The 17,620-nt window shown below is 42.7% G+C and carries 22 protein-coding genes; 15 read left to right on the forward strand and 7 right to left on the reverse strand.

What is annotated here, in order from left to right; translation table 11 throughout:
- Positions 1 to 46: 46 nt before the first annotated feature.
- On the reverse strand, positions 47 to 1,867 hold the full coding sequence (locus H6G05_RS09610; RefSeq protein ID WP_190577969.1) for a S8 family peptidase: 1,821 nt from the start codon (positions 1,865 to 1,867) through the stop codon (positions 47 to 49).
- 87 nt (positions 1,868 to 1,954) lie between these two features.
- Positions 1,955 to 2,104, reverse strand: a complete 150-nt coding sequence (locus H6G05_RS09615) for a DUF2256 domain-containing protein (protein ID WP_094529854.1) — start codon at positions 2,102 to 2,104, stop codon at positions 1,955 to 1,957.
- Positions 2,105 to 2,214: 110 nt separating this feature from the next.
- On the opposite strand from H6G05_RS09615, the gene H6G05_RS09620 reads away from it, so the two are divergent.
- A complete protein-coding gene (locus H6G05_RS09620; RefSeq protein ID WP_190577970.1) occupies positions 2,215 to 2,817 on the forward strand; it encodes a Uma2 family endonuclease in 603 nt (200 codons plus the stop codon).
- Here the strand turns inward: H6G05_RS09620 and xseB are convergent.
- Complete coding sequence (xseB, locus tag H6G05_RS09625; protein WP_190577971.1) at positions 2,789 to 3,010, reverse strand: exodeoxyribonuclease VII small subunit; 222 nt, start codon at positions 3,008 to 3,010, stop codon at positions 2,789 to 2,791. The genes H6G05_RS09620 and xseB overlap by 29 nt on opposite strands.
- Positions 2,994 to 4,208: an exodeoxyribonuclease VII large subunit gene (gene xseA / locus H6G05_RS09630; RefSeq protein ID WP_190577972.1), complete on the reverse strand. Its 1,215-nt coding sequence runs from the start codon at positions 4,206 to 4,208 to the stop codon at positions 2,994 to 2,996. Before xseA ends, xseB begins: the two co-directional genes overlap by 17 nt.
- A 36-nt stretch (positions 4,209 to 4,244) precedes the next feature.
- Between xseA and H6G05_RS09635 the strand changes: the two genes are divergently transcribed.
- On the forward strand, positions 4,245 to 4,697 hold the full coding sequence (locus tag H6G05_RS09635) for a hypothetical protein (protein WP_206756215.1): 453 nt from the start codon (positions 4,245 to 4,247) through the stop codon (positions 4,695 to 4,697).
- A 389-nt stretch (positions 4,698 to 5,086) separates the two neighbouring features.
- Entirely contained in the window at positions 5,087 to 5,527 is a 441-nt protein-coding gene (locus H6G05_RS09640) for an RrF2 family transcriptional regulator (RefSeq protein ID WP_190577974.1), read from the forward strand.
- A gap of 149 nt (positions 5,528 to 5,676) precedes the next feature.
- On the opposite strand, the gene H6G05_RS09645 is transcribed toward H6G05_RS09640, so the two are convergent.
- Together H6G05_RS09645 and H6G05_RS09650 are read right to left on the reverse strand one after the other, a co-directional pair.
- Complete coding sequence (locus H6G05_RS09645; RefSeq protein WP_190577975.1) at positions 5,677 to 6,600, reverse strand: class II fructose-bisphosphate aldolase; 924 nt, start codon at positions 6,598 to 6,600, stop codon at positions 5,677 to 5,679.
- Positions 6,601 to 6,854: 254 nt separating this feature from the next.
- Positions 6,855 to 8,480 carry a hypothetical protein gene (locus H6G05_RS09650; RefSeq protein WP_190577976.1) on the reverse strand — a complete coding sequence of 542 codons (1,626 nt, stop codon included), beginning with the start codon at positions 8,478 to 8,480 and terminating at the stop codon, positions 6,855 to 6,857.
- Positions 8,481 to 8,539: 59 nt separating this feature from the next.
- Between H6G05_RS09650 and nblS the strand changes: the two genes are divergently transcribed.
- From nblS to H6G05_RS09710, 12 genes are all read left to right on the forward strand, one after another.
- Positions 8,540 to 10,516 carry a two-component system sensor histidine kinase NblS gene (gene nblS, locus H6G05_RS09655; RefSeq protein WP_190577977.1) on the forward strand — a complete coding sequence of 659 codons (1,977 nt, stop codon included), beginning with the start codon at positions 8,540 to 8,542 and terminating at the stop codon, positions 10,514 to 10,516.
- A 37-nt stretch (positions 10,517 to 10,553) separates the two neighbouring features.
- Positions 10,554 to 11,174 (forward strand): Uma2 family endonuclease, encoded by a 621-nt coding sequence (locus tag H6G05_RS09660; protein ID WP_190577978.1) that lies wholly within the window; start codon positions 10,554 to 10,556, stop codon positions 11,172 to 11,174.
- Between the two features lie 77 nt (positions 11,175 to 11,251).
- Positions 11,252 to 12,133: an Rpn family recombination-promoting nuclease/putative transposase gene (locus H6G05_RS09665; protein ID WP_190577979.1), complete on the forward strand. Its 882-nt coding sequence runs from the start codon at positions 11,252 to 11,254 to the stop codon at positions 12,131 to 12,133.
- A 20-nt stretch (positions 12,134 to 12,153) separates the two neighbouring features.
- Positions 12,154 to 12,405: a hypothetical protein gene (locus H6G05_RS09670; RefSeq protein ID WP_190577980.1), complete on the forward strand. Its 252-nt coding sequence runs from the start codon at positions 12,154 to 12,156 to the stop codon at positions 12,403 to 12,405.
- Positions 12,402 to 13,160, forward strand: coding sequence for a hypothetical protein (locus H6G05_RS09675; protein WP_190577981.1), 759 nt, complete (start codon positions 12,402 to 12,404; stop codon positions 13,158 to 13,160). Before H6G05_RS09670 ends, H6G05_RS09675 begins: the two co-directional genes overlap by 4 nt.
- 27 nt (positions 13,161 to 13,187) lie before the next feature.
- Complete coding sequence (locus tag H6G05_RS09680) at positions 13,188 to 13,388, forward strand: hypothetical protein (RefSeq protein WP_190577982.1); 201 nt, start codon at positions 13,188 to 13,190, stop codon at positions 13,386 to 13,388.
- Positions 13,389 to 13,458: 70 nt separating this feature from the next.
- The gene (locus H6G05_RS09685) at positions 13,459 to 13,704 is read left to right on the forward strand and encodes a type II toxin-antitoxin system Phd/YefM family antitoxin (RefSeq protein WP_242025374.1); all 246 of its coding nucleotides are present in this window, start codon (positions 13,459 to 13,461) and stop codon (positions 13,702 to 13,704) included.
- Complete coding sequence (locus tag H6G05_RS09690) at positions 13,701 to 13,961, forward strand: Txe/YoeB family addiction module toxin (RefSeq protein WP_190577984.1); 261 nt, start codon at positions 13,701 to 13,703, stop codon at positions 13,959 to 13,961. The genes H6G05_RS09685 and H6G05_RS09690 overlap by 4 nt, the downstream gene beginning before the upstream one ends.
- 72 nt (positions 13,962 to 14,033) lie before the next feature.
- A complete protein-coding gene (locus H6G05_RS09695) occupies positions 14,034 to 14,798 on the forward strand; it encodes an ABC transporter ATP-binding protein (RefSeq protein WP_094535847.1) in 765 nt (254 codons plus the stop codon).
- A gap of 43 nt (positions 14,799 to 14,841) precedes the next feature.
- On the forward strand, positions 14,842 to 15,093 hold the full coding sequence (locus H6G05_RS09700; protein ID WP_142603209.1) for a type II toxin-antitoxin system Phd/YefM family antitoxin: 252 nt from the start codon (positions 14,842 to 14,844) through the stop codon (positions 15,091 to 15,093).
- Positions 15,090 to 15,317 carry a Txe/YoeB family addiction module toxin gene (locus H6G05_RS09705; RefSeq protein ID WP_456356023.1) on the forward strand — a complete coding sequence of 76 codons (228 nt, stop codon included), beginning with the start codon at positions 15,090 to 15,092 and terminating at the stop codon, positions 15,315 to 15,317. Before H6G05_RS09700 ends, H6G05_RS09705 begins: the two co-directional genes overlap by 4 nt.
- Before the next feature lie 31 nt (positions 15,318 to 15,348).
- Positions 15,349 to 16,383, forward strand: coding sequence for a DUF3326 domain-containing protein (locus tag H6G05_RS09710; protein WP_190577985.1), 1,035 nt, complete (start codon positions 15,349 to 15,351; stop codon positions 16,381 to 16,383).
- Positions 16,384 to 16,463: 80 nt separating this feature from the next.
- On the opposite strand, the gene H6G05_RS09715 is transcribed toward H6G05_RS09710, so the two are convergent.
- Positions 16,464 to 17,501, reverse strand: a complete 1,038-nt coding sequence (locus tag H6G05_RS09715) for an aromatic ring-hydroxylating dioxygenase subunit alpha (protein WP_242025376.1) — start codon at positions 17,499 to 17,501, stop codon at positions 16,464 to 16,466.
- Positions 17,502 to 17,620: the final 119 nt, after the last annotated feature.

The raw sequence follows: 17,620 nt of genomic DNA on the forward strand, positions 1-17,620 counted from the left end.
AAGCCAAAACCTAAAGTGGGGGAGGCTTAGCCCCCCCACTTTAGGTTTATATGCTAGAAGTTTCTGATTTAATCGATAGATAGGCAAACCCAAAACAAAGTAGTGAGTTGACACTGAGAAAAGCGATCGCAGGCAGTCCATCACCAATCCACATCATCTGTGGTGCAAGCACTGCACTGGTTGCTAAGCAAGCAGAAGTACCGATCGCTGAACCGATCGCAAACCATTTCCATTGGGGATGTCCGAGCAGAATCAGTAATAGACCAAGTGGCAGTAATACACTTGCCGTAATCGGATTAAGCGCATTGGTATTAGAAAAAGCATTTCCTAACTCAGGTAAAGAACTACCTGCTATACGGAAAGGAAGTTGGGTAATGTCAAATAAATAGAAGCCACGTAAAAAGAATAGCCCTGCGCCACCAAAGAAGACTCCATTGGAAAATGACCAATTCCAACGGAAAGGGAACCATCGATTAAGTAGCCACGCTAATAGATAGGAGCCAATCACCATAATTAGTTTAGGAATTAAAGCGATCGCCCCGCCATCAATCCAAAAACGCGGACTCAAGTATCCATTGTCTCGCGCCCATCGTAAGAAATCAGGAATTCCTAATTGTCCCTGAGAAGCGATATTTACTGCGGATGCCGCATTCAAATGCCCTGCACCGTAATAGTTCAAAGTATCATCAGTGACTTTACGGGAAGACTGTTTGAGAACTTGCAAAACCTTTTCAGGATCTTTCACCCCTGATGCTTCAATCAGAGCCACGACTCCAGACACATGAGGGGCTGCCATGCTAGTTCCTTGGAAAGAACTAAATACAGATTGCTTAGTTCTAGGATCAATCGTATTTTGCAAAATACCGCCCGATGTATCACCCTTTTCGCCGTTTTTCCCCCTTGCGATCGCACCTCCTGGAGCCGCTACATCGATACCTGCACCATAGTTAGAATAGGGAGCTTTTTCACCAGTAGAACCTGTGGCGGATACCGCAATTACCTTAGGATAGCGAGCTGGGTAAAAAGCAGCATTGCGATTGGAGTTTCCCGCCGCCGCGACGATAACCACACCTTTTTTGTAGGCATAGTCGATCGCTTCTTGCATGAGCTTGCTTTCGCCACCACCGCCAAGACTCATATTGATCACATTTGCGCCATTGTCTGCGGCAAAGATAATCGCTTCAGCAATATCCGAAATTGTGCCGCCCCCTGACGCTGACAGCACTTTGAGGGGCATGATGCTAGCTTCGTAGGCAATGCCAGCTACACCAAAATTATTATTTGTCGATTGGGCGATCGTTCCCGCAACGTGGGTTCCATGTCCGTTATCATCACTAGCATCTTCGCGATCGTTTACAAAGTCATAGCCCTTGACAAAATTAGTGTTTTTGAGATCATCGACTTTGCTCACACCTGTATCAATGACAGCAACTGTGATACCTTTGCCCTTGGTCTTTTGCCAAGCCTTTTCCACTTCGATCGCTTTTAAGTTCCATTGATCCTTGTACATCGGATCATTGGGAGTTGTGCCACCACCAATAAAGTCCATCGAATAAACGTAATTAGCTTCGACGTACTCAGTCAAGCTACGAAGTTCTTCTGACTGTTTGAGCTTGTCGAGGACTTGAGCATCGCCTTTAACGATGTAAAGACGACTGGACTTGGAGAAGGGACTATTGAATTTTGGCTCAATTCCATATTTTGAGGCGATCGCCTTCAGTTCGAGATCTACTTGTTCCGATGACAAGTCATTGCGAAAATTCAATACCATCGAGTCATATTTGCCTTGGACTGCTAAACCTTGATAGGTCGAGAGCGCCCAAAATAAGCCTGCAAAGAACAAGCATGTGAGCAGAAATTTTTTCATAATCCTAAGCCATTAATCTCCAGTCCTCGATAGCTTTTCAGATATCAGGACAGGTGACGCTTCGCGTCGCCTGTCCTGATATTTATTTTAACTATTCCCTTTTTGCTTACGACAGCGATCGCTACAATATTTAACCTCATCCCAGCATCTCTCCCATTTTTTGCGCCATGTAAAGGGCTTGCCGCAAACTACACAGTCTTTGCTAGGTAAAAAAGATTTATTGCCTTTATGAGCCATATTAGTGAAAATTTTTATGGGTGTTAGTCTTGACTTGATTCAATTAGTTCACTTCAGAGAGGGAGAGTTACTATACTAGAAAATATTCTATCAGCCGAGGATAGCCAGTCATGATTGCGATCACCGCCCCCACAATATCAAAAACTCCAACTAAGCACCGCTTCACCGTTGAGCAATATTACAAAATGGCTGAAGTTGGTATTTTAGACGTGGAGCAAAGAACAGAGTTAATTGAAGGAGAAGTAATCGAAATGTCCCCGATTGGAGCAAAACATGCTGCTTGTTTATCAAAACTGGCTGATGTACTACGTGATCGCACCCGAAATAAAGCTTTAGTCAGACAACAAAATCCCATTCATATGGGCGATCGCTCTGAGCCACAACCAGATATTGCCGTGGTTAAAGAACGCCAAAATTATTATTTAGAAAGTCATCCCATACCCACAGAAATATTTCTGTTGATTGAAGTAGCGGATTCAACCCTAAAGTATGATCGTGATGTTAAAGTTCCTCTTTATGCTAAAGCTGGTATCCCTGAACTGTGGATTGCTAATTTGGAAGCACAAGTTTTTGAGATCTATCGACAACCAAGTGAAACTGGATATCAGCATGTACAAATTTATGGCAAAGGTGAAGTAATTAACTTGCTAATGTTGCCTGATGTGGCGATCTCTATTGACGAAATCATGAATTTTGACTTTGAATTAGGGTAACTTTCTGTTCCGCTTTTTCCAGATATTCACGGCAATATTGCGATCGCTTCATGCCTTCTTCATAGAGCGCAAGCATCTCATCTAGAGCAGTTTCCCCATCATCGAGAATTTCCACAATTTCTTCGAGTCGCTGCATCTGTTCTTCAAAGGTTAGATCTGGTAGTTTCTTTGGCGATTTATTCTGGTCGGTCATATACTTTATCGATTACTTGTTCAATCTTGGCTTGGGCAATTTCCGAGCGCCGCACAATTTCCACTTTATCAAATTCAGTGAGTGAATCCTCATTGCTAAGCAAGCGATCACCTGATCGCAACAAAGCAAAACCACGCTGTAATGGTGATAGTGGATGTAGCGATCGCAGATGGGCGGTGATGCTTTCAAGTTTATTGGTGGATTGGCGCAAGTGACGAAGGAGAGACTTTTGCATGGTTTGATCAGCTTCGTCTAATTGTTGAGCGCGATCATGCAGGCGATCGCCAAAATTTTGAAAGGCATAGCTATTGATGAGTGCATTCAACCGTTGATCATAATTCTGCATTTCTAATTGAACAACGCGATTTAAGCGATTTTCCCAAGCGGTAATCTGTTGCCATAGGGTTTCGCGATCGCATTGCGTTACTAGTTCCGCCGCCGCCGTTGGTGTAGCAGCCCGTAAATCCGCCACAAAATCCGCGATCGTAAAGTCGGTTTCATGTCCAACCGCAGAAATGACGGGAATCCGCGAATGATAAATTGCTTCCGCAACTTGCCCTGTATTAAACGCCCAGAGATCCTCAATCGAGCCGCCACCACGACCAACTATCAACACATCCGCTTCGGTATTTTGCAAAGCCGCGATCGCCGCTGCAATTTCTTCAGGAGCCGTCTCACCTTGCACTGTGGCAGGACATAAATAAACCTCGCAATGGGGCGATCGCCGCTTTAGCGTACTGAGGATATCTTGAATCACGGCTCCTGTCGGTGACGTGACCACCCCAATTTTCAAAGGAAAAGCAGGAATCTCTCGCTTACGTTCTGGATCAAAATATCCGCGTTCCGCTAGATCTTCCTTCATCGCCGCAAAGGCTAGATATAAATCACCTTGTCCTGCGGCAGTCACGCGATCGCAATCAATCTGATATTTGCCACGGGTTGCATAAACCGTTAGCCGACCTTGGACAACGACTTGCATTCCACTCTTAGGACGAAAGGCTATGGCACGGCTAGCCCACATCACACAATCGATCTGGGCTGACTCATCTTTGATCGTAAAATATCGATGTCCAGAGGCTGCGGTTGTGAAACCAGAAATTTCCCCCGTCACGCGCACAATTCCTATTTCATCCCGCAACAAAAGCGTAATTGCTTGCGTCAAATTTGATACAGTTATTGCATTTTTAGAACCGTTCATACAACCTACTGACCATGGGACATTCTGCTAAATAATATGAATATTTTTCCAAGTAATTGTTTAAATACAATTTCTATCTACCTGAAACATTCTATGTTGCTGATCGCTGTCTTGCCAGTGACATTATTGCCGGTCAGCGTTGTCCAAGCCGAGGTTGCCGTCCCAGATAAACAGGGCAACTACTACAGAAATGAAACTAATGTACGAGCGCAAAGAGTAGATAGATATGGGACAGGATCGCTCTGGCGAGTAGTTGTTGATAGCCTCAATTGTCGTAAAGAACCAAGTATAAATAGTCCTGTTCAACGTACTTATAATGCCAATGACATTATAGAAGCACAAATCGGTCGGGGCGGGTCTGATGAAGTTTTAATAAATGCTCGTGATAAAAATGGAAGACCTTGGATGCAAGTTCGTTCTGTGACTTCAACATTTGAGGGATGTTATGTTAGGGCAAATAGTAGATTTATTCAGCCCGTAAATGAGTAATGCCAATTCACAAAGGTGTTGCAACACCTTTGTGAATTGCCCCCCCAAAGCTAGTAAGTTTTTTAATCAAGAAATGGCGTAGCCATTTCTTGATTTGGTATAAAGCTATAAAATCGCAGAAGCGCTTTAATTTTTCGGCTTTATATAGCTATAGTCACCTGTATCAGGACAATTCAAAACCCAAATAGTGTGAGGCGGCGCGAAGCGCCGCCTCACACTATTTGGGTTTTATGTCCTAACAAGAATGGCGACAGCTATACCAAACCACAAAAGTATAGCCATTTCGTGTTTTGGTATTAGAGCGTATTTGCTCTAAATTTACAGTGCAATACCGTAGTATCATAGTAAACAGTTAAGAAAAATTTTTTAAACAAAAATTACGGTCTGTTGTGGAACTTTCTTTAAAGAGTGAATATGCAATTTTGGCTATGCTTGAGCTAGCTAATCATTTTGCGATCGATCAGCCTCTCCAGATTCGTCAAATTGCGAACCAACAAAATATTCCCGATCGCTATTTGGAACAGTTACTCGCGACTTTAAAGCGTCAAGGCTTAGTTAAGAGTCAACGGGGAGCTAAGGGTGGCTATATCCTTTCCCGTGAGCCTTGGGAAATAAGTTTACTAGAAATCATTCGGGGAATTGAGGGATACGATCCGATCGCGGAAAAAAGTAGTAAGTCAGGCAATGAGAGCGCGTCTCTTTCAGTAATCCATGAAGTATGGGAAACTGCCCAAAAGGCGGCTTCTAATGTATTAGATGGCTGTACGCTGAAGGATTTATGCGATCGGCAACGCCAACGTCAAATGGCTACAACTATGTATTACATCTAAATAGTGAGGGCGGCGCTTTGCGCCGCCCTCACTATTTAGGGTTTGGTTTTCAAATAAAGAAATGGCATAGCCATTTCTTTATTTGGCATTAAGGTTTTTGCCCAATAGTATAGCCATGATAAAGTCAAGAATTATTGATGAGGGGCTAATCATCGCGTCAATAACTCTTGAGTAGGAAGGTAGTAGGCTTGGCTGGCTAACATTGCGGCGTAGGGTGTGTCATGTAAATGAGCTTTACCTACTGAGCCAAAAAGATTGAGCTTTTCGATAATCACTTCTTGCATAGCAGCGATCGCTTCACCTGCGATCTCTAACAAATCCTTGGGACTATCACCACAGATTTCTAATTTCAGGGCTTGCATATAGGCTTGGCGGACTTCGGTATTCACGTTAAATTTGCAGACTCCCAATTGAATCGATCTCTGGATCATTTCCGATGGTAAGCCCGATGCACCATGCAAAACTAAGGGAATATCGACTAGGTTACGGATTTTCTCAAGACGATCAAAATCGAGACGGGGTGGGCTTTTATATTCACCATGCACGTTACCGATGGTGACTGCGATCGCATCGACTTTGGTTTGCTTCACAAATTCCAAAGCTTGGATCGGGTCGGTCATTTTGGCTTCTTTCTCAGCGATCGTCAATCCATCTTCAGTTCCACTAATTCTGCCAATCTCTGCTTCGACGACTGCATGGAATTTGTGGGAGAGGATAGTCATGTCTCTCGTAAATTCCAAGTTCTCTTTGTAAGACATTGGTGAGCCATCCGCCATAATTGACCGCACACCTGCATCTAGAGCTAAGCGAATATCACTAGCGGAAGTACTGTGATCGAGGTGAATGGAGATTGGTACTTTTGCCGATTTGGCGGCTTCGATACACATCTGCACTAGGGGAAGTTTGCCATAGATGAGGGCGCTAGGGTGTAGTTGCAGCATGGCAGGGCTACGGCTAATTTCGGCTGCATTGACTACGGCTTTTACGCCTTCTAAGTTGTAAATGTTAAAGGCTCCGATCGCATAAGAGTTGCGACGGGCGGTTTCTAGAAGTTCTTTAGTCGAACTTAGCATGGTGGCTTGGGTTTAAAACGGTTGATCAGGAAGTAGAAGCTAGATGATCATAATATTTTTTAGGCATGTTTGCGGTTGAGCATATCTAAGTAACTGGGCATAAATCAAACCCCAAAAATTGTGGCGCACGCTGCGCGTGCGCCACAATTTTTGAGGTTTTATAGCAACGTAAGTTTTGCTTAGAATATTGAGTGGCGGCGCTTTGCGCCGCCACTCACTCCTTGGGTTTATGTCTTAACAAGACTATTTACTTTCTATGAATCCCAGAAATAGGCACATAAATAGCTAGTCAAAGCAGGGATTGGCAATCCTGTTCTCTGCGATTCAGCAGTAGAGATTTGGGGTTGCAAAATAGTTTGACATTGAGGTAGAAACTTTTGCTTCTCTGGAGCTTTAGCTTTCAATTGTTTGAGCTGATTTACCATAGCAGGAGTAACCGTGCTAGCTGCGGACTCAGCCCTTTGTTGGATTTCTACCCATTTGCTAATTTGGACTAATTCGGTACGGTAAGCTTTGAGGCGTTGTTGAGCATCGCCGTATAACACAGAGTCGGTGGGAATCTCCTCTAGCTGCTTTATAGCTTGTTGCCGTTTCTCTTGGGCAGATTTCCACACAGTTGACTTATGCGGAGGATTTTGGGTTAATTTCGCCGCCTCAATTGTGCCGTTCTTGGAGGATTCTAGATTTTTATTAGCCGCCTGTTCGACATTGATTTTGCGATCAAATTCAACTAATTTTGGGCGCAGCGTTGCTAGCTCAGCCTGAGCATCACCATATAGCGAAGCAGGTCGATCAGAAATTTCTTCTAGCTGCGAAATGATCGTTTGTAAGCGATTGCGTGTACCAGTGAGAGTTTCTAGCTTCGTAATTTTCTTGGGATTAATATCTTGGTTGCTAAAGTTCCTTGCATTTGCTAGATATTGTTGCTGATTAGAACGATCCCACACTAGCCAGCCACAAATGCCAACAATGGCGATCGCCACACCTCCAAAAGCCACAGAAAACATTAACGACTTATTCTTAGGGTAAGCAGTTTTGATCGCTTCATGTTCTGTTTCGACAGTAGCAACAGGCTTTTTAGGAGCGCGTTTAACGGTGGGTGGGGGTGGAGGTAAGGGCATTGGCATCGCGGCTACAGTTGGGGAATCAAAACTAAAGTCTTCATCCTTATCCTTGTCCGTCCAAGAGTGCTTCTCCTCTAGAGGCGATCGTGGTTTTGATTCTTGACTATTTACTTCAAAAGGATCTTTGTCAAATGCTACTAGCTCAAAATCATTGTTTTGCGGCAGACTATCTAAGTTAAGGGATTGCAAGTCGAGATCGCCTAAATCAAAATCCTCATTCTTGATATTGTTAATTTTGTCAGGAGCATGGACATCAGCATGGACATCTAACCCTGATTTATTAGCGGCTGTTTTTAGATCATTTTCGATACTACTTTTAAAACTTTTTAAGTCCTCGGGCAGATCCGATGCAGGATTTGTGGACTGAATCTCTGTCTCATCGAATGATAGGTTTGCAATTGTGCCAATATTGTCGAATTCTTCTAGTTCTTCAAGATCAAGTTCAATTAATGGTAAAGGTGGCTTAATTTCTGCTGTTCTGTGCCACTCTGGATGCTTAGCCCCAGACAACCTACCATAGACCACTAAACTATCCGCCCCTTCGATCGGTAGCTTATCAATACGGCGTTTCACAATATCATAGAGAGAGGCATAGTCAACATCATCACCATCTGCTCTGGTGATCAGAACATGTAACTGAGATTCTTTGCGGCGGATTTGGGTTTTTACCTTATAGTTTTGAAGGTCTGCCTCTATCGCATTGACAATGCTAGCCTCATCCATCTTGAGATCCTCATCCTTGCGTTTCGATCGCACATATTAAACGAAAAGCCACACAAATATCCAACAATATCCAACCAAATGACTACAAAAAGATGAACTTTTTGCTTCAAATTTACAATATACCCAGACGTTGGTGGACAGAATTTTCGTTACAAACCAAGCTAATGGCTTTGATTACGCTATTAGTTTCTTTGCTAATGAGTGCTGTCACCTTTTGGGCTGTTAATGATATTCAAACTGATGCTCGCCTCAATGATACGCGCTTTGGCAAAGATTTGGGGTTATTGCTGGCTGCTAACGTCGCCCCCTTAGTTGCAAAAAATGATCTTCAGGAAGTAACTCGCCTATCTAAAGAATTTTACGATAGTAGCTCTAGCATTCGCTACATTCTCTATGCTGATCCTGATGGCGAAATTTTTTACGGGATTCCGTTTAACTCTAATGAGGTAAAAAATTCTTTAAGTATCAGACGACGTATTCAGTTGCCTGAAGATCCAATGATGCGCCCCGATCGCCCTTTGGTCAGGCAGCATATTACGCCACAGGGGGAAGTTACGGACATATTTGTAAACTTGCAGCATGAAGGTAAATCGTTAGGGATCATTGCGATCGGCATTAATCCTAATCCCACGGCAGTAGCCTCATCGAGTTTGACGTTAGATGTGACTACTGCTGTATTTGTATCGATTTGGGCGATGGTAATTTTGGGGGCAGCATCCAACTCGGTGACAATTACGCGACCACTACGGGAATTGGTGGCTGGGGTACAAAATATTGCTAGTGGCAACTTTAAACAACGTATTGACTTGCCCTTTGGTGGCGAATTGGGGGAATTAATTCGCAGCTTTAATGACATGGCGCAACGCCTCAAAAAGTATGAAGAGCAGAATATTGAGGAATTGACCGCCGAAAAGGCAAAGCTAGAAACTCTAGTATCGACGATCGCAGATGGGGCGTTGTTGCTCGATTCAGATATGCGGATTGTGCTGGCTAATCCTGCGGCGATCAAGATTATGGGCTGGGATCAAGATCCTGTGAAGGGGGAATGGAAGAGCAAGAGTATCCTGAATATTTTGCCTGAGCGACTTAGTGCTGATTTAGGGCGATCGCTGATGCAAATTGCTACAGGCGATCGGGAGGGCGGAGAATTTCGGATTATGGCTTCAGGCGATAAGGGTGATTCAGTGCTAGCCCATGCCTTTCGGATTTGGATTACCAGTGTCTTAAGTTCTAGTAATGCCATTAAGGGGATTGCGATTACGATTCAGGACATCACTCGTGAGGTGGAGCTAAATGCGGCGCAAAGTCGATTTATCAGCAATGTTAGCCATGAGTTACGCACACCTTTATTTAATATCAAGTCCTTTATCGAGACCTTGCACGAGTATGGTGATGAACTAAGCGAAGATCAGAAAAAAGAATTTCTCGGTACAGCAAATAACGAAACCGATCGCCTTACCCGTCTAGTCAATGATGTGCTGGATCTATCTCGATTAGAGTCAGGTCGTCAATATCATTTCTCAGCGATCGATCTATCAGAGACTGTGGAGCAAACGGTCAGAACGTATAAACTCAATGCTTCATCTAAAGGTATTGAGCTAATTCATGAAATTGAGCCAGATTTGGAAAGAATCTGGGGCAATTACGATTTGATTTTGCAAGTGTTATCTAACTTAGTTGGCAATGCTCTGAAATTTACGGATATGGGCGGTAAAGTCACAATTCGGATCTATCCTTGGCAAGATCAAACCACAACTCAGCCCCATCGCACCGTCAACTATATCCGTGTCGAGGTGGAGGATACAGGACATGGTATTCCTGCCGAAGATTGCGATCGCGTATTTGATCGTTTTTATCGTGTCGAGGATAAGGTACATACCCTTGAAGGTACTGGCTTAGGTCTATCGATTGTCCGCAACATTATCGAAAAACATCACAGTGCGATTCATATCAAGAGTGAGGTTGGTGTGGGTACGACTTTCTGGTTTGACTTAAGCGTGTATCAAGATCGCTGTGATTTACCAGTTATAGGCGCGATCACTGCTCCTGTCCAAGCGATGACGGTTTAGGAATTGTGACTAAATATTGTTTTAGGAGATTAAGTTGATGATTGCTCAACCACTGTTAATTCAAGAAGATCATCAAATCATCATGTCTGCTGATGAGTACCTTGTTTGGGAAAGTCAGCAAGAAGAAAAACATGAATATGAAAATGGGAAAATCATTGCGATGACAGGCGGCACAATCCCTCACAGCCAAATTCCTCTTAATTTAGGAGCATTACTGCTTGCTCATTTGCGTGGAAAAGGATGCAAGATCTCAATCAGCGATGCTAAAGTTCTTGTTCGATCTCGGAAATATTATTATCCTGATGTGGTTGTGTCCTGTGACGATCGCGATCGTTTCTCCCGTGATTTTTTGCAATATCCTGTGCTGATTGCGGAAGTTTTGTCTGCTACCACCGAAGCACGCGATCGCGGTATTAAGCAGCAAAGTTATATGGCGATCGATACGCTGCAAGCCTATATCCTGATCGACTCAGAGCGTCCTAGTGCCGAAGTTTATCAAAGACATAGCGATCGTGCTTGGGAATATCAGTCTATAGCGATCGAGCAGACAACTTTTGAGAAAGATGATCCTCTTATTCAGATAACTAGCATCGATCTCCAATTCCCCTTATCTGCCCTCTACGAAAATGTTGATTTTCTTGATAGCTCGCAATTGTAGGGTAGACATATTGTTCGTTAATCAAAATTGTGATCGCTGAAACTATGCAATCAAAGACGGTTTAAAACAGTTGAACAATGTATGACAATACCTGTAAATTTTTAGTCGAAAACTTCCCCACTGACTTTGCCAGTTGGCTCTTGGGGAAGCCGATCCCTCTGACAAAACTGGAGCCATCGGAACTCTCCGCAGATCCGATTCGTGCCGATTCTGTAATTCTTTTGGAATCAGCAGAAGTAATTGTGCATCTAGAATTTCAAACCAAAACCGATGACACAATGGCTTATCGGATGGCTAATTACTATTTGCGGCTCTATGGTAAATATCCCACTAAGGATATTCATCAAACTGTCATCTACTTAAGAGAAACAAAATCATCACTTGTACATCAATCAAGCTTCAATACTAAAAAGTTAAATCATGAATTTAATGTCATTCGTCTTTGGGAGCAGCCTACAGAAATTTTTCAACAATATCAAGGACTGTTGCCTCTGGCAGTTTTAACAAAAACAGGCGATCGTACTGAAACCTTACGAGAAGTCGCCCAACTAATTAACAATATTGATGATAGAAAAGTTAAAAGTAATGTCGCAGCTGCCACAGCGATTATCTCTGGGTTAGCATTAGATCATGAAGTAATTCAAAGGTTACTCAGGAGTGAGATCATGGAAGAGTCAGTAGTCTATCAAGAAATTCTGCGCGAAGGTTTAGCTAAAGGCAAAGCTGAGGGTTTAGCTAAAGGCAAAGCTGAAGGTTTAGCTAAAGGCAAAGCTGAGGGTTTAGCTAAAGGCAAAGCTGATGGCAAGGTTGAAGCAACTAACCAAATTGCTATAAATATGTTGCGTTCTAATATGTCTCCAGATTTAGTGGCTCAATTAACAGGGCTAACCCTAAAACAAATCCAAAAACTCCAAAAAATCTCTACAAAGCCACCTCGAACAAAGAAGTCACTTTCATAAACTTATCGAGTAGTTAACTCATGTCTTTAAATACTCGCGAACAACTTCATCAACAAATTGATAGTTTGCTCGATCAGGTGATCGAGCAAGTTGCTAAATTCACTCAAGTATTAACGGCTAAGCAAGAAATGTTGGAATACAGTGATTGGGAAAGTGGTCAATGGCAAGAATTTTCATTAGCACAGTTTTTTAGTGAAGATGACGAAATTGAGTATTTTCTAGAAGATACTCAGGAAGTTTATAAGCATCTATTTGATAAAGATATGATATGAATATTGAAGGAAATAACTCTAGAGTCCTAGGGAGGCTTTTAGAAGAATTATCGTGGATGGGGCAAAAAATCAAAGAGTACCGTCAAGGAGGTAAAGGGTTTGAAAATGTCCTAACTGCTGAAGTATTTCAATCCTTAGATTTTCTTCCCCGTCAAGCATTTCTCGGTGCAATAGTAAAAGCTTCGCATGGAGCATTAGAAGCACGTATAAAACTTCAGAAAGAAATTGAAGAGGCGAAATTTACACTTTTACCAAGCAATTTTTATCTCATCCCAAGTGCCTCAGTCCATAGAAATGGGTTAGCCGTCCAACCAGATGGAATCATTCAAACACCAAGTACCTTTGTTTTACTTGAAGCTAAAAGAATTAGACATAGTTCGTTTCAAGCAGAACAACTAGCGAGAGAGTTTGTTTTGGTTATGAAAGAAGCATTGGAAAGAAATAATCAGCCAATATTGTGGTTGATTTTAGGTTCTGAGCCTCCCATGTTAATTCGTGGACATGGTAGACAAAATCCTATCGACGCGATTGAAATTTATTTAGAGTCTGTGCTAGAACGTTCAGAAAATCATACTTTTGAGAAATCAAAACTTTTACAAGAAGCTCATAAAGTTGTTTGCTGGACAACATGGCAGACAATTTCTGCTGTAGTCTCTGAACAATTAGCTAATCTTGATATCCCTGACAAATCAATTAAAAACTGTGTAGAGCGACTAGCTAATTCAATAGTTCAATCAATTATATGGCACTCATAGATACTTAATAACAAGGTAATTTGGCTTATGCTAATTCAAAAAATTGTTCAAGAACTGCAAGATATACCAGAGGAAAAGCTTGCCGAAATTTATGACTTAATACATTACTTTCGACTAGGTTTAGGAAAAGAGAGATCGCAACCCCGCACCCCTGGTTTATTAACAGGAAAACTTAGTTACGCTTTCTTTGAGCCATTGCCAGAAGAGAAACTTCAACAATGGAAATAAATTCACCAAAAATTTTGAAGCTATTATTTAGATAATAAAAAATAAATATACGGAGTATAAAATGGATGCGATGACTACTCAGCAAGCAAGCCATGATTTAGATGGCTTGATTGATCGCGTGATTGATAATGTGCAACCAACAATTATTTGTAACGACAAAGGCAACAAAGCTATTTTAATTTCGCTAGACGAATTTTCATCATGGCAAGAAACATTGTATTTATTGTCAAATCCTGTTAATGCAAAACGTCTTCTTGGCTCAATTCAATCAGCAAAAGCAGGAAAAGTCACTGAGAGAGAGTTAATTGAAGAATGAAGCTCACATTTACAGAAGAAGCTTGGGACGATTATTTATGGTTTCAGGAAACTGATAAAAAACTCTTAAAAAGAATCAACACTCTGATTAAAGAAATTTTGCGGACTCCCCTTGAAGGTATTGGTAAGCCAGAACCCCTAAAAGCTAATCTATCAGGCTATTGGTCGAGACGTATTAACACCGAACATCGACTGGTTTATGAAGTATCAGAGGACAGTATAGTTATTGTGGGTTGTCGATTTCATTACAAAGACTAGACCTTTTCGGGGGTATCGTTTATTAACGACTCAACTCATCAGATTATTGTCAACTGCTAACTATCGAAATCTATGTCGATCGCCCCAATACTTAAAGCTGAAAACATCTCGAAATCCTTTGGCGGCATTCATGCCGTTAGCAATGCCCGCATTGAAGTACCCGCAGGAAGCATCACAGGATTAATTGGTCCCAATGGGGCAGGAAAAACCACATTTTTTGGATTGTTATCTAACTTCCTTAAGCCCGATCGCGGTACGGTGCAGTTTGACGGAATGCCAATTCAAGGTAAGCCACCCCATGCGATCGCCAAACTTGGCATGATTCGCACCTTTCAAGTGCCGCGAGTCCTGTCGCGATTATCAGTACTAGAAAATATGCTGCTAGCTGCACAAGGTCAAGTCGGCGAAAAGTTTTGGAATACTTGGTTTCAAGGTCAAAAAATTGCCACACAAGAACGGGAAAATCGCGAGAAAGCGAGACATATTCTTGAATCAGTCGGCTTAATCAGGATGGCGGATGACTATGCAGGTTGTCTATCGGGTGGTCAGCGCAAATTATTAGAAATAGCCCGCGCCTTAATGACTGACCCCAAATTAATCTTGCTCGATGAACCTGCGGCGGGAGTAAATCCTGCCTTGATAGAAGAGATTTGTAGCCTGATCCACAAGTTAAATCAAGAAGGCTTGAGCTTTTTGATTATCGAACACAATATGGATGTGATTATGTCCCTATGCGATCGCGTCTGGGTCTTAGCCGAAGGTCACAACCTCGCTGATGGTTCACCTGCTGAAGTTCAAAGTGATCCTAAAGTTTTAGAAGCATATTTAGGCTCATAGATATGTACAATGTAGTGTACATATAATCACTAGGTGACTAGTCATGAATGCAGTTACTTACACCTATGTCCGCAATAATCTTGCGAAAACCTTAGAGAAAGTTTGTGATGATCACGATCCTGTAATTGTGACCCGTCAAAATCAAAATTCGGTGGTGATTATGTCACTTGAGGACTACGAAGCTCTTGCAGAAACAGCTTATTTGTTACGTAGCCCAAAGAATGCTCAGAGGTTAATTAGGGCGATCGCTGATCTAGAATCTGGCAAAGGCAAGCAGAGAGAACTTGTCGAATGACGATAATTTTTTCTGACGATGCATGGGAAGACTACCTTTACTGGCAACGTACCGATCCAAAAATTCTCAAACGCATTAATACATTAATCAAGGAAATTCAACGCACTCCCTACGAAGGCATCGGCAAGCCTGAAGACTTAAAACATGGCTTTCGGGATATTGGTCAAGACGTACTACTGACGAGCATCGCATTATTTACAAAGCGGAAACTGATTCTTTGCTAGTTGCTCAACTTCGTTATCATTACTGAATTTCATGCAGCTACAATCTTTTAATGTCTTACTACTAGTGCCTACTGGCATTAATGCCGCAATTGGTGGTTATGCTGGAGATGCTTTGCCAGTGGCAAGAGCGATCGCCTCAGTTGCCGATAACTTAATTACGCATCCCAATGTCTTGAATGGCGCGAGTTTATATTGGTCAATGCCAAATGTGTTATATACCGAGGGTTATGCCATTGATCGTATGGCAAAAGGTGATTGGGGATTACGTCCTGTAAGAGCTAATCGTATTGGCGTAATTCTCGATCGAAGCATGGAACCAGATTTAGAACTGCGTCACCGTCAAGCGATCGCTGCTGCACAAGCAACATTAGGTTTAAACATTACTGATGTTTTAGTTACCGATAGCGATCTGGGTGTAGAACTGCGATCAGGAGAGTCGGGTGCGACATGGGGAACGATCGCTAATCTTGATAGTTTACTCAGAGCCGCCGAGAAATTGATTAAAGTCTCTAGGATAGAAGCGATCGCAGTAGTCGCCAGATTTCCTGATGATCCTGATAGTGAAGCCTTACAAAACTATCGCCAAGGTAAAGGCGTTGATGCGCTCGCAGGAGCAGAAGCAGTCATTAGTCATGCGATCGTGCGTGAGTTTGCCATACCCTGCGCCCATGCTCCTGCTTTACAACCTTTGCCCCTCGATCCGAGCGTTTCGCCTCGTGCGGCGGCAGAGGAATTAGGCTATACATTTTTGCCTTGCGTCTTAGTGGGGTTAAGTCGTGCCCCGAAAATCATTACCAATCGTGATTTACTTAAGCCCGATGACATTACGGCTGATGATATCAATGCGATCGTCACGCCATACAGTGCTTGTGGTGGAGCGGGTCTACTAGCACTAAATCCACTTCCCCATGTGCAAACTATCTTTGTCAAAGAGAATCAAACAGGGCTAAATGTTACACCTGAAATGTTGGGTTTAAGAGGGATTCAAGTTGATAATTATTGGGAAGCGATCGGGGTTTTAACTGCAATAAAAGCAGGAATTAATCCTCGCAGCTTACGGAATTAGAAACCCATACAGTTCCGCCCCTTCGGGGCGGAACTGTATGGGTTAAGAAATGGGGGCGCTTTGCACCGCCATTTCTTTAATTACGAAGTGAAAGATTTGCCTAAGCCGATCGCGGCTAGCTTTTTACGGAAAGTGATCGAGCTTTTATCACCAGCAATATGTACCTCGTCAGCAAGACAAATAGGTAAATCCTCTGGCCATTGCTCCTCCACGATCGCCTTGTCCTCATAAAACACCTGATCATTAAAATCGAGCGTGTCCTGTAGAGGTGCATCCTTATCGAAGTTGCGACAAATTGGTACGAACAATCGCGTTTTACGTGCTGAAATTGGCGAAGCTGCGTTGAGAACATGTAGTTTGCCATGGGGAAAGAAAACAGTCAACTTGGCGGTAAAGGGAACAAACAACTCAAATAGTCTCCTCCACAAAAAATCAGGTGGAGCTAAATGCTTCATGCCATGGGCATAGTTGCTAACCGTACTAATATAGTCGGCTCTGAATCCAGAGGTTGTTTGCTCGATGGTATAGTCTGGAACTTCAGGATTATCTTGTTCTCCAAAAGATTTAGCATGAATAAAAGCAAAGTGACTGACATCTAAGAATCCTTCCACTTGCCGTCCTGCGGCTGCATCCAAATCTACAGAATCAGGTAGTACCTGAATGTAGTCTGGATCTTCCCATTCAGCTAACTCAGGAAATGGAACTTCTCCATTGTCGATCAATCTTGTCCAAACTAACCCATAGCGTTCCATTACTGGATAAGTCTTGAGCCTAAGTCTTAACGGAATTGTAGCATCGGGCTGAGCAGGAATAAAGACACATTTAGCATCGCAGTCGTATTGCACTCCGTGGTAAGGACAAACGAGGCGATCGTTTTCAATCCACCCTAAACTTAGGGGCGCTCCACGATGTAGGCATAGATCTTTGGCAACAATAACCGATCCATCAGAAACTCGGTAAATCACCAATCTTTCGTCTAATAAATGTGTGCCATAGGGCTTGTCGGCTGTGATTTCATGGGAGAAGGCAACGGGATACCAGAAGGGCGCAAGCGCTTGCCAATCAGTTGGGCTGAACGTGCAATTGCGTGGCAAAGATACTTCTTTGGTTGCTACCATAAACATCACTCTTGGGTCTAGTTCTATAAAATTGACGTTACAACGCACCAAAGTTTTATTCTGTATAACTTTGCACGAATCTAGTTAGCGCGAGTTCGGGATAATTTAAAACAGTTTTT

This window comes from Phormidium tenue FACHB-1050, assembly GCF_014696925.1.
Lineage (GTDB): Bacteria > Cyanobacteriota > Cyanobacteriia > Pseudanabaenales > Pseudanabaenaceae > Pseudanabaena.

Bases quoted from the DNA above. Each gene is read 5' to 3' on its own strand.
- H6G05_RS09615 (WP_094529854.1), bottom strand. From the start codon at position 2,104: ATGGCTCATAAAGGCAATAAATCTTTTTTACCTAGCAAAGACTGTGTA.
- H6G05_RS09690 (WP_190577984.1), top strand. From the start codon at position 13,701: ATGAAGCTCACATTTACAGAAGAAGCTTGGGACGATTATTTATGGTTT.
- H6G05_RS09610 (WP_190577969.1), bottom strand. From the start codon at position 1,867: ATGAAAAAATTTCTGCTCACATGCTTGTTCTTTGCAGGCTTATTTTGG.
- H6G05_RS09700 (WP_142603209.1), top strand. From the start codon at position 14,842: ATGAATGCAGTTACTTACACCTATGTCCGCAATAATCTTGCGAAAACC.
- H6G05_RS09675 (WP_190577981.1), top strand. From the start codon at position 12,402: ATGAATATTGAAGGAAATAACTCTAGAGTCCTAGGGAGGCTTTTAGAA.
- H6G05_RS09660 (WP_190577978.1), top strand. From the start codon at position 10,554: ATGATTGCTCAACCACTGTTAATTCAAGAAGATCATCAAATCATCATG.
- H6G05_RS09715 (WP_242025376.1), bottom strand. From the start codon at position 17,501: ATGGTAGCAACCAAAGAAGTATCTTTGCCACGCAATTGCACGTTCAGC.
- H6G05_RS09695 (WP_094535847.1), top strand. From the start codon at position 14,034: ATGTCGATCGCCCCAATACTTAAAGCTGAAAACATCTCGAAATCCTTT.
- H6G05_RS09645 (WP_190577975.1), bottom strand. From the start codon at position 6,600: ATGCTAAGTTCGACTAAAGAACTTCTAGAAACCGCCCGTCGCAACTCT.
- H6G05_RS09620 (WP_190577970.1), top strand. From the start codon at position 2,215: ATGATTGCGATCACCGCCCCCACAATATCAAAAACTCCAACTAAGCAC.
- H6G05_RS09635 (WP_206756215.1), top strand. From the start codon at position 4,245: ATGAATATTTTTCCAAGTAATTGTTTAAATACAATTTCTATCTACCTG.
- H6G05_RS09670 (WP_190577980.1), top strand. From the start codon at position 12,154: ATGTCTTTAAATACTCGCGAACAACTTCATCAACAAATTGATAGTTTG.
- xseA (WP_190577972.1), bottom strand. From the start codon at position 4,208: ATGAACGGTTCTAAAAATGCAATAACTGTATCAAATTTGACGCAAGCA.
- H6G05_RS09685 (WP_242025374.1), top strand. From the start codon at position 13,459: ATGACTACTCAGCAAGCAAGCCATGATTTAGATGGCTTGATTGATCGC.
- xseB (WP_190577971.1), bottom strand. From the start codon at position 3,010: ATGACCGACCAGAATAAATCGCCAAAGAAACTACCAGATCTAACCTTT.
- H6G05_RS09705 (WP_456356023.1), top strand. From the start codon at position 15,090: ATGACGATAATTTTTTCTGACGATGCATGGGAAGACTACCTTTACTGG.
- nblS (WP_190577977.1), top strand. From the start codon at position 8,540: ATGAACTTTTTGCTTCAAATTTACAATATACCCAGACGTTGGTGGACA.
- H6G05_RS09665 (WP_190577979.1), top strand. From the start codon at position 11,252: ATGTATGACAATACCTGTAAATTTTTAGTCGAAAACTTCCCCACTGAC.
- H6G05_RS09710 (WP_190577985.1), top strand. From the start codon at position 15,349: ATGCAGCTACAATCTTTTAATGTCTTACTACTAGTGCCTACTGGCATT.
- H6G05_RS09680 (WP_190577982.1), top strand. From the start codon at position 13,188: ATGCTAATTCAAAAAATTGTTCAAGAACTGCAAGATATACCAGAGGAA.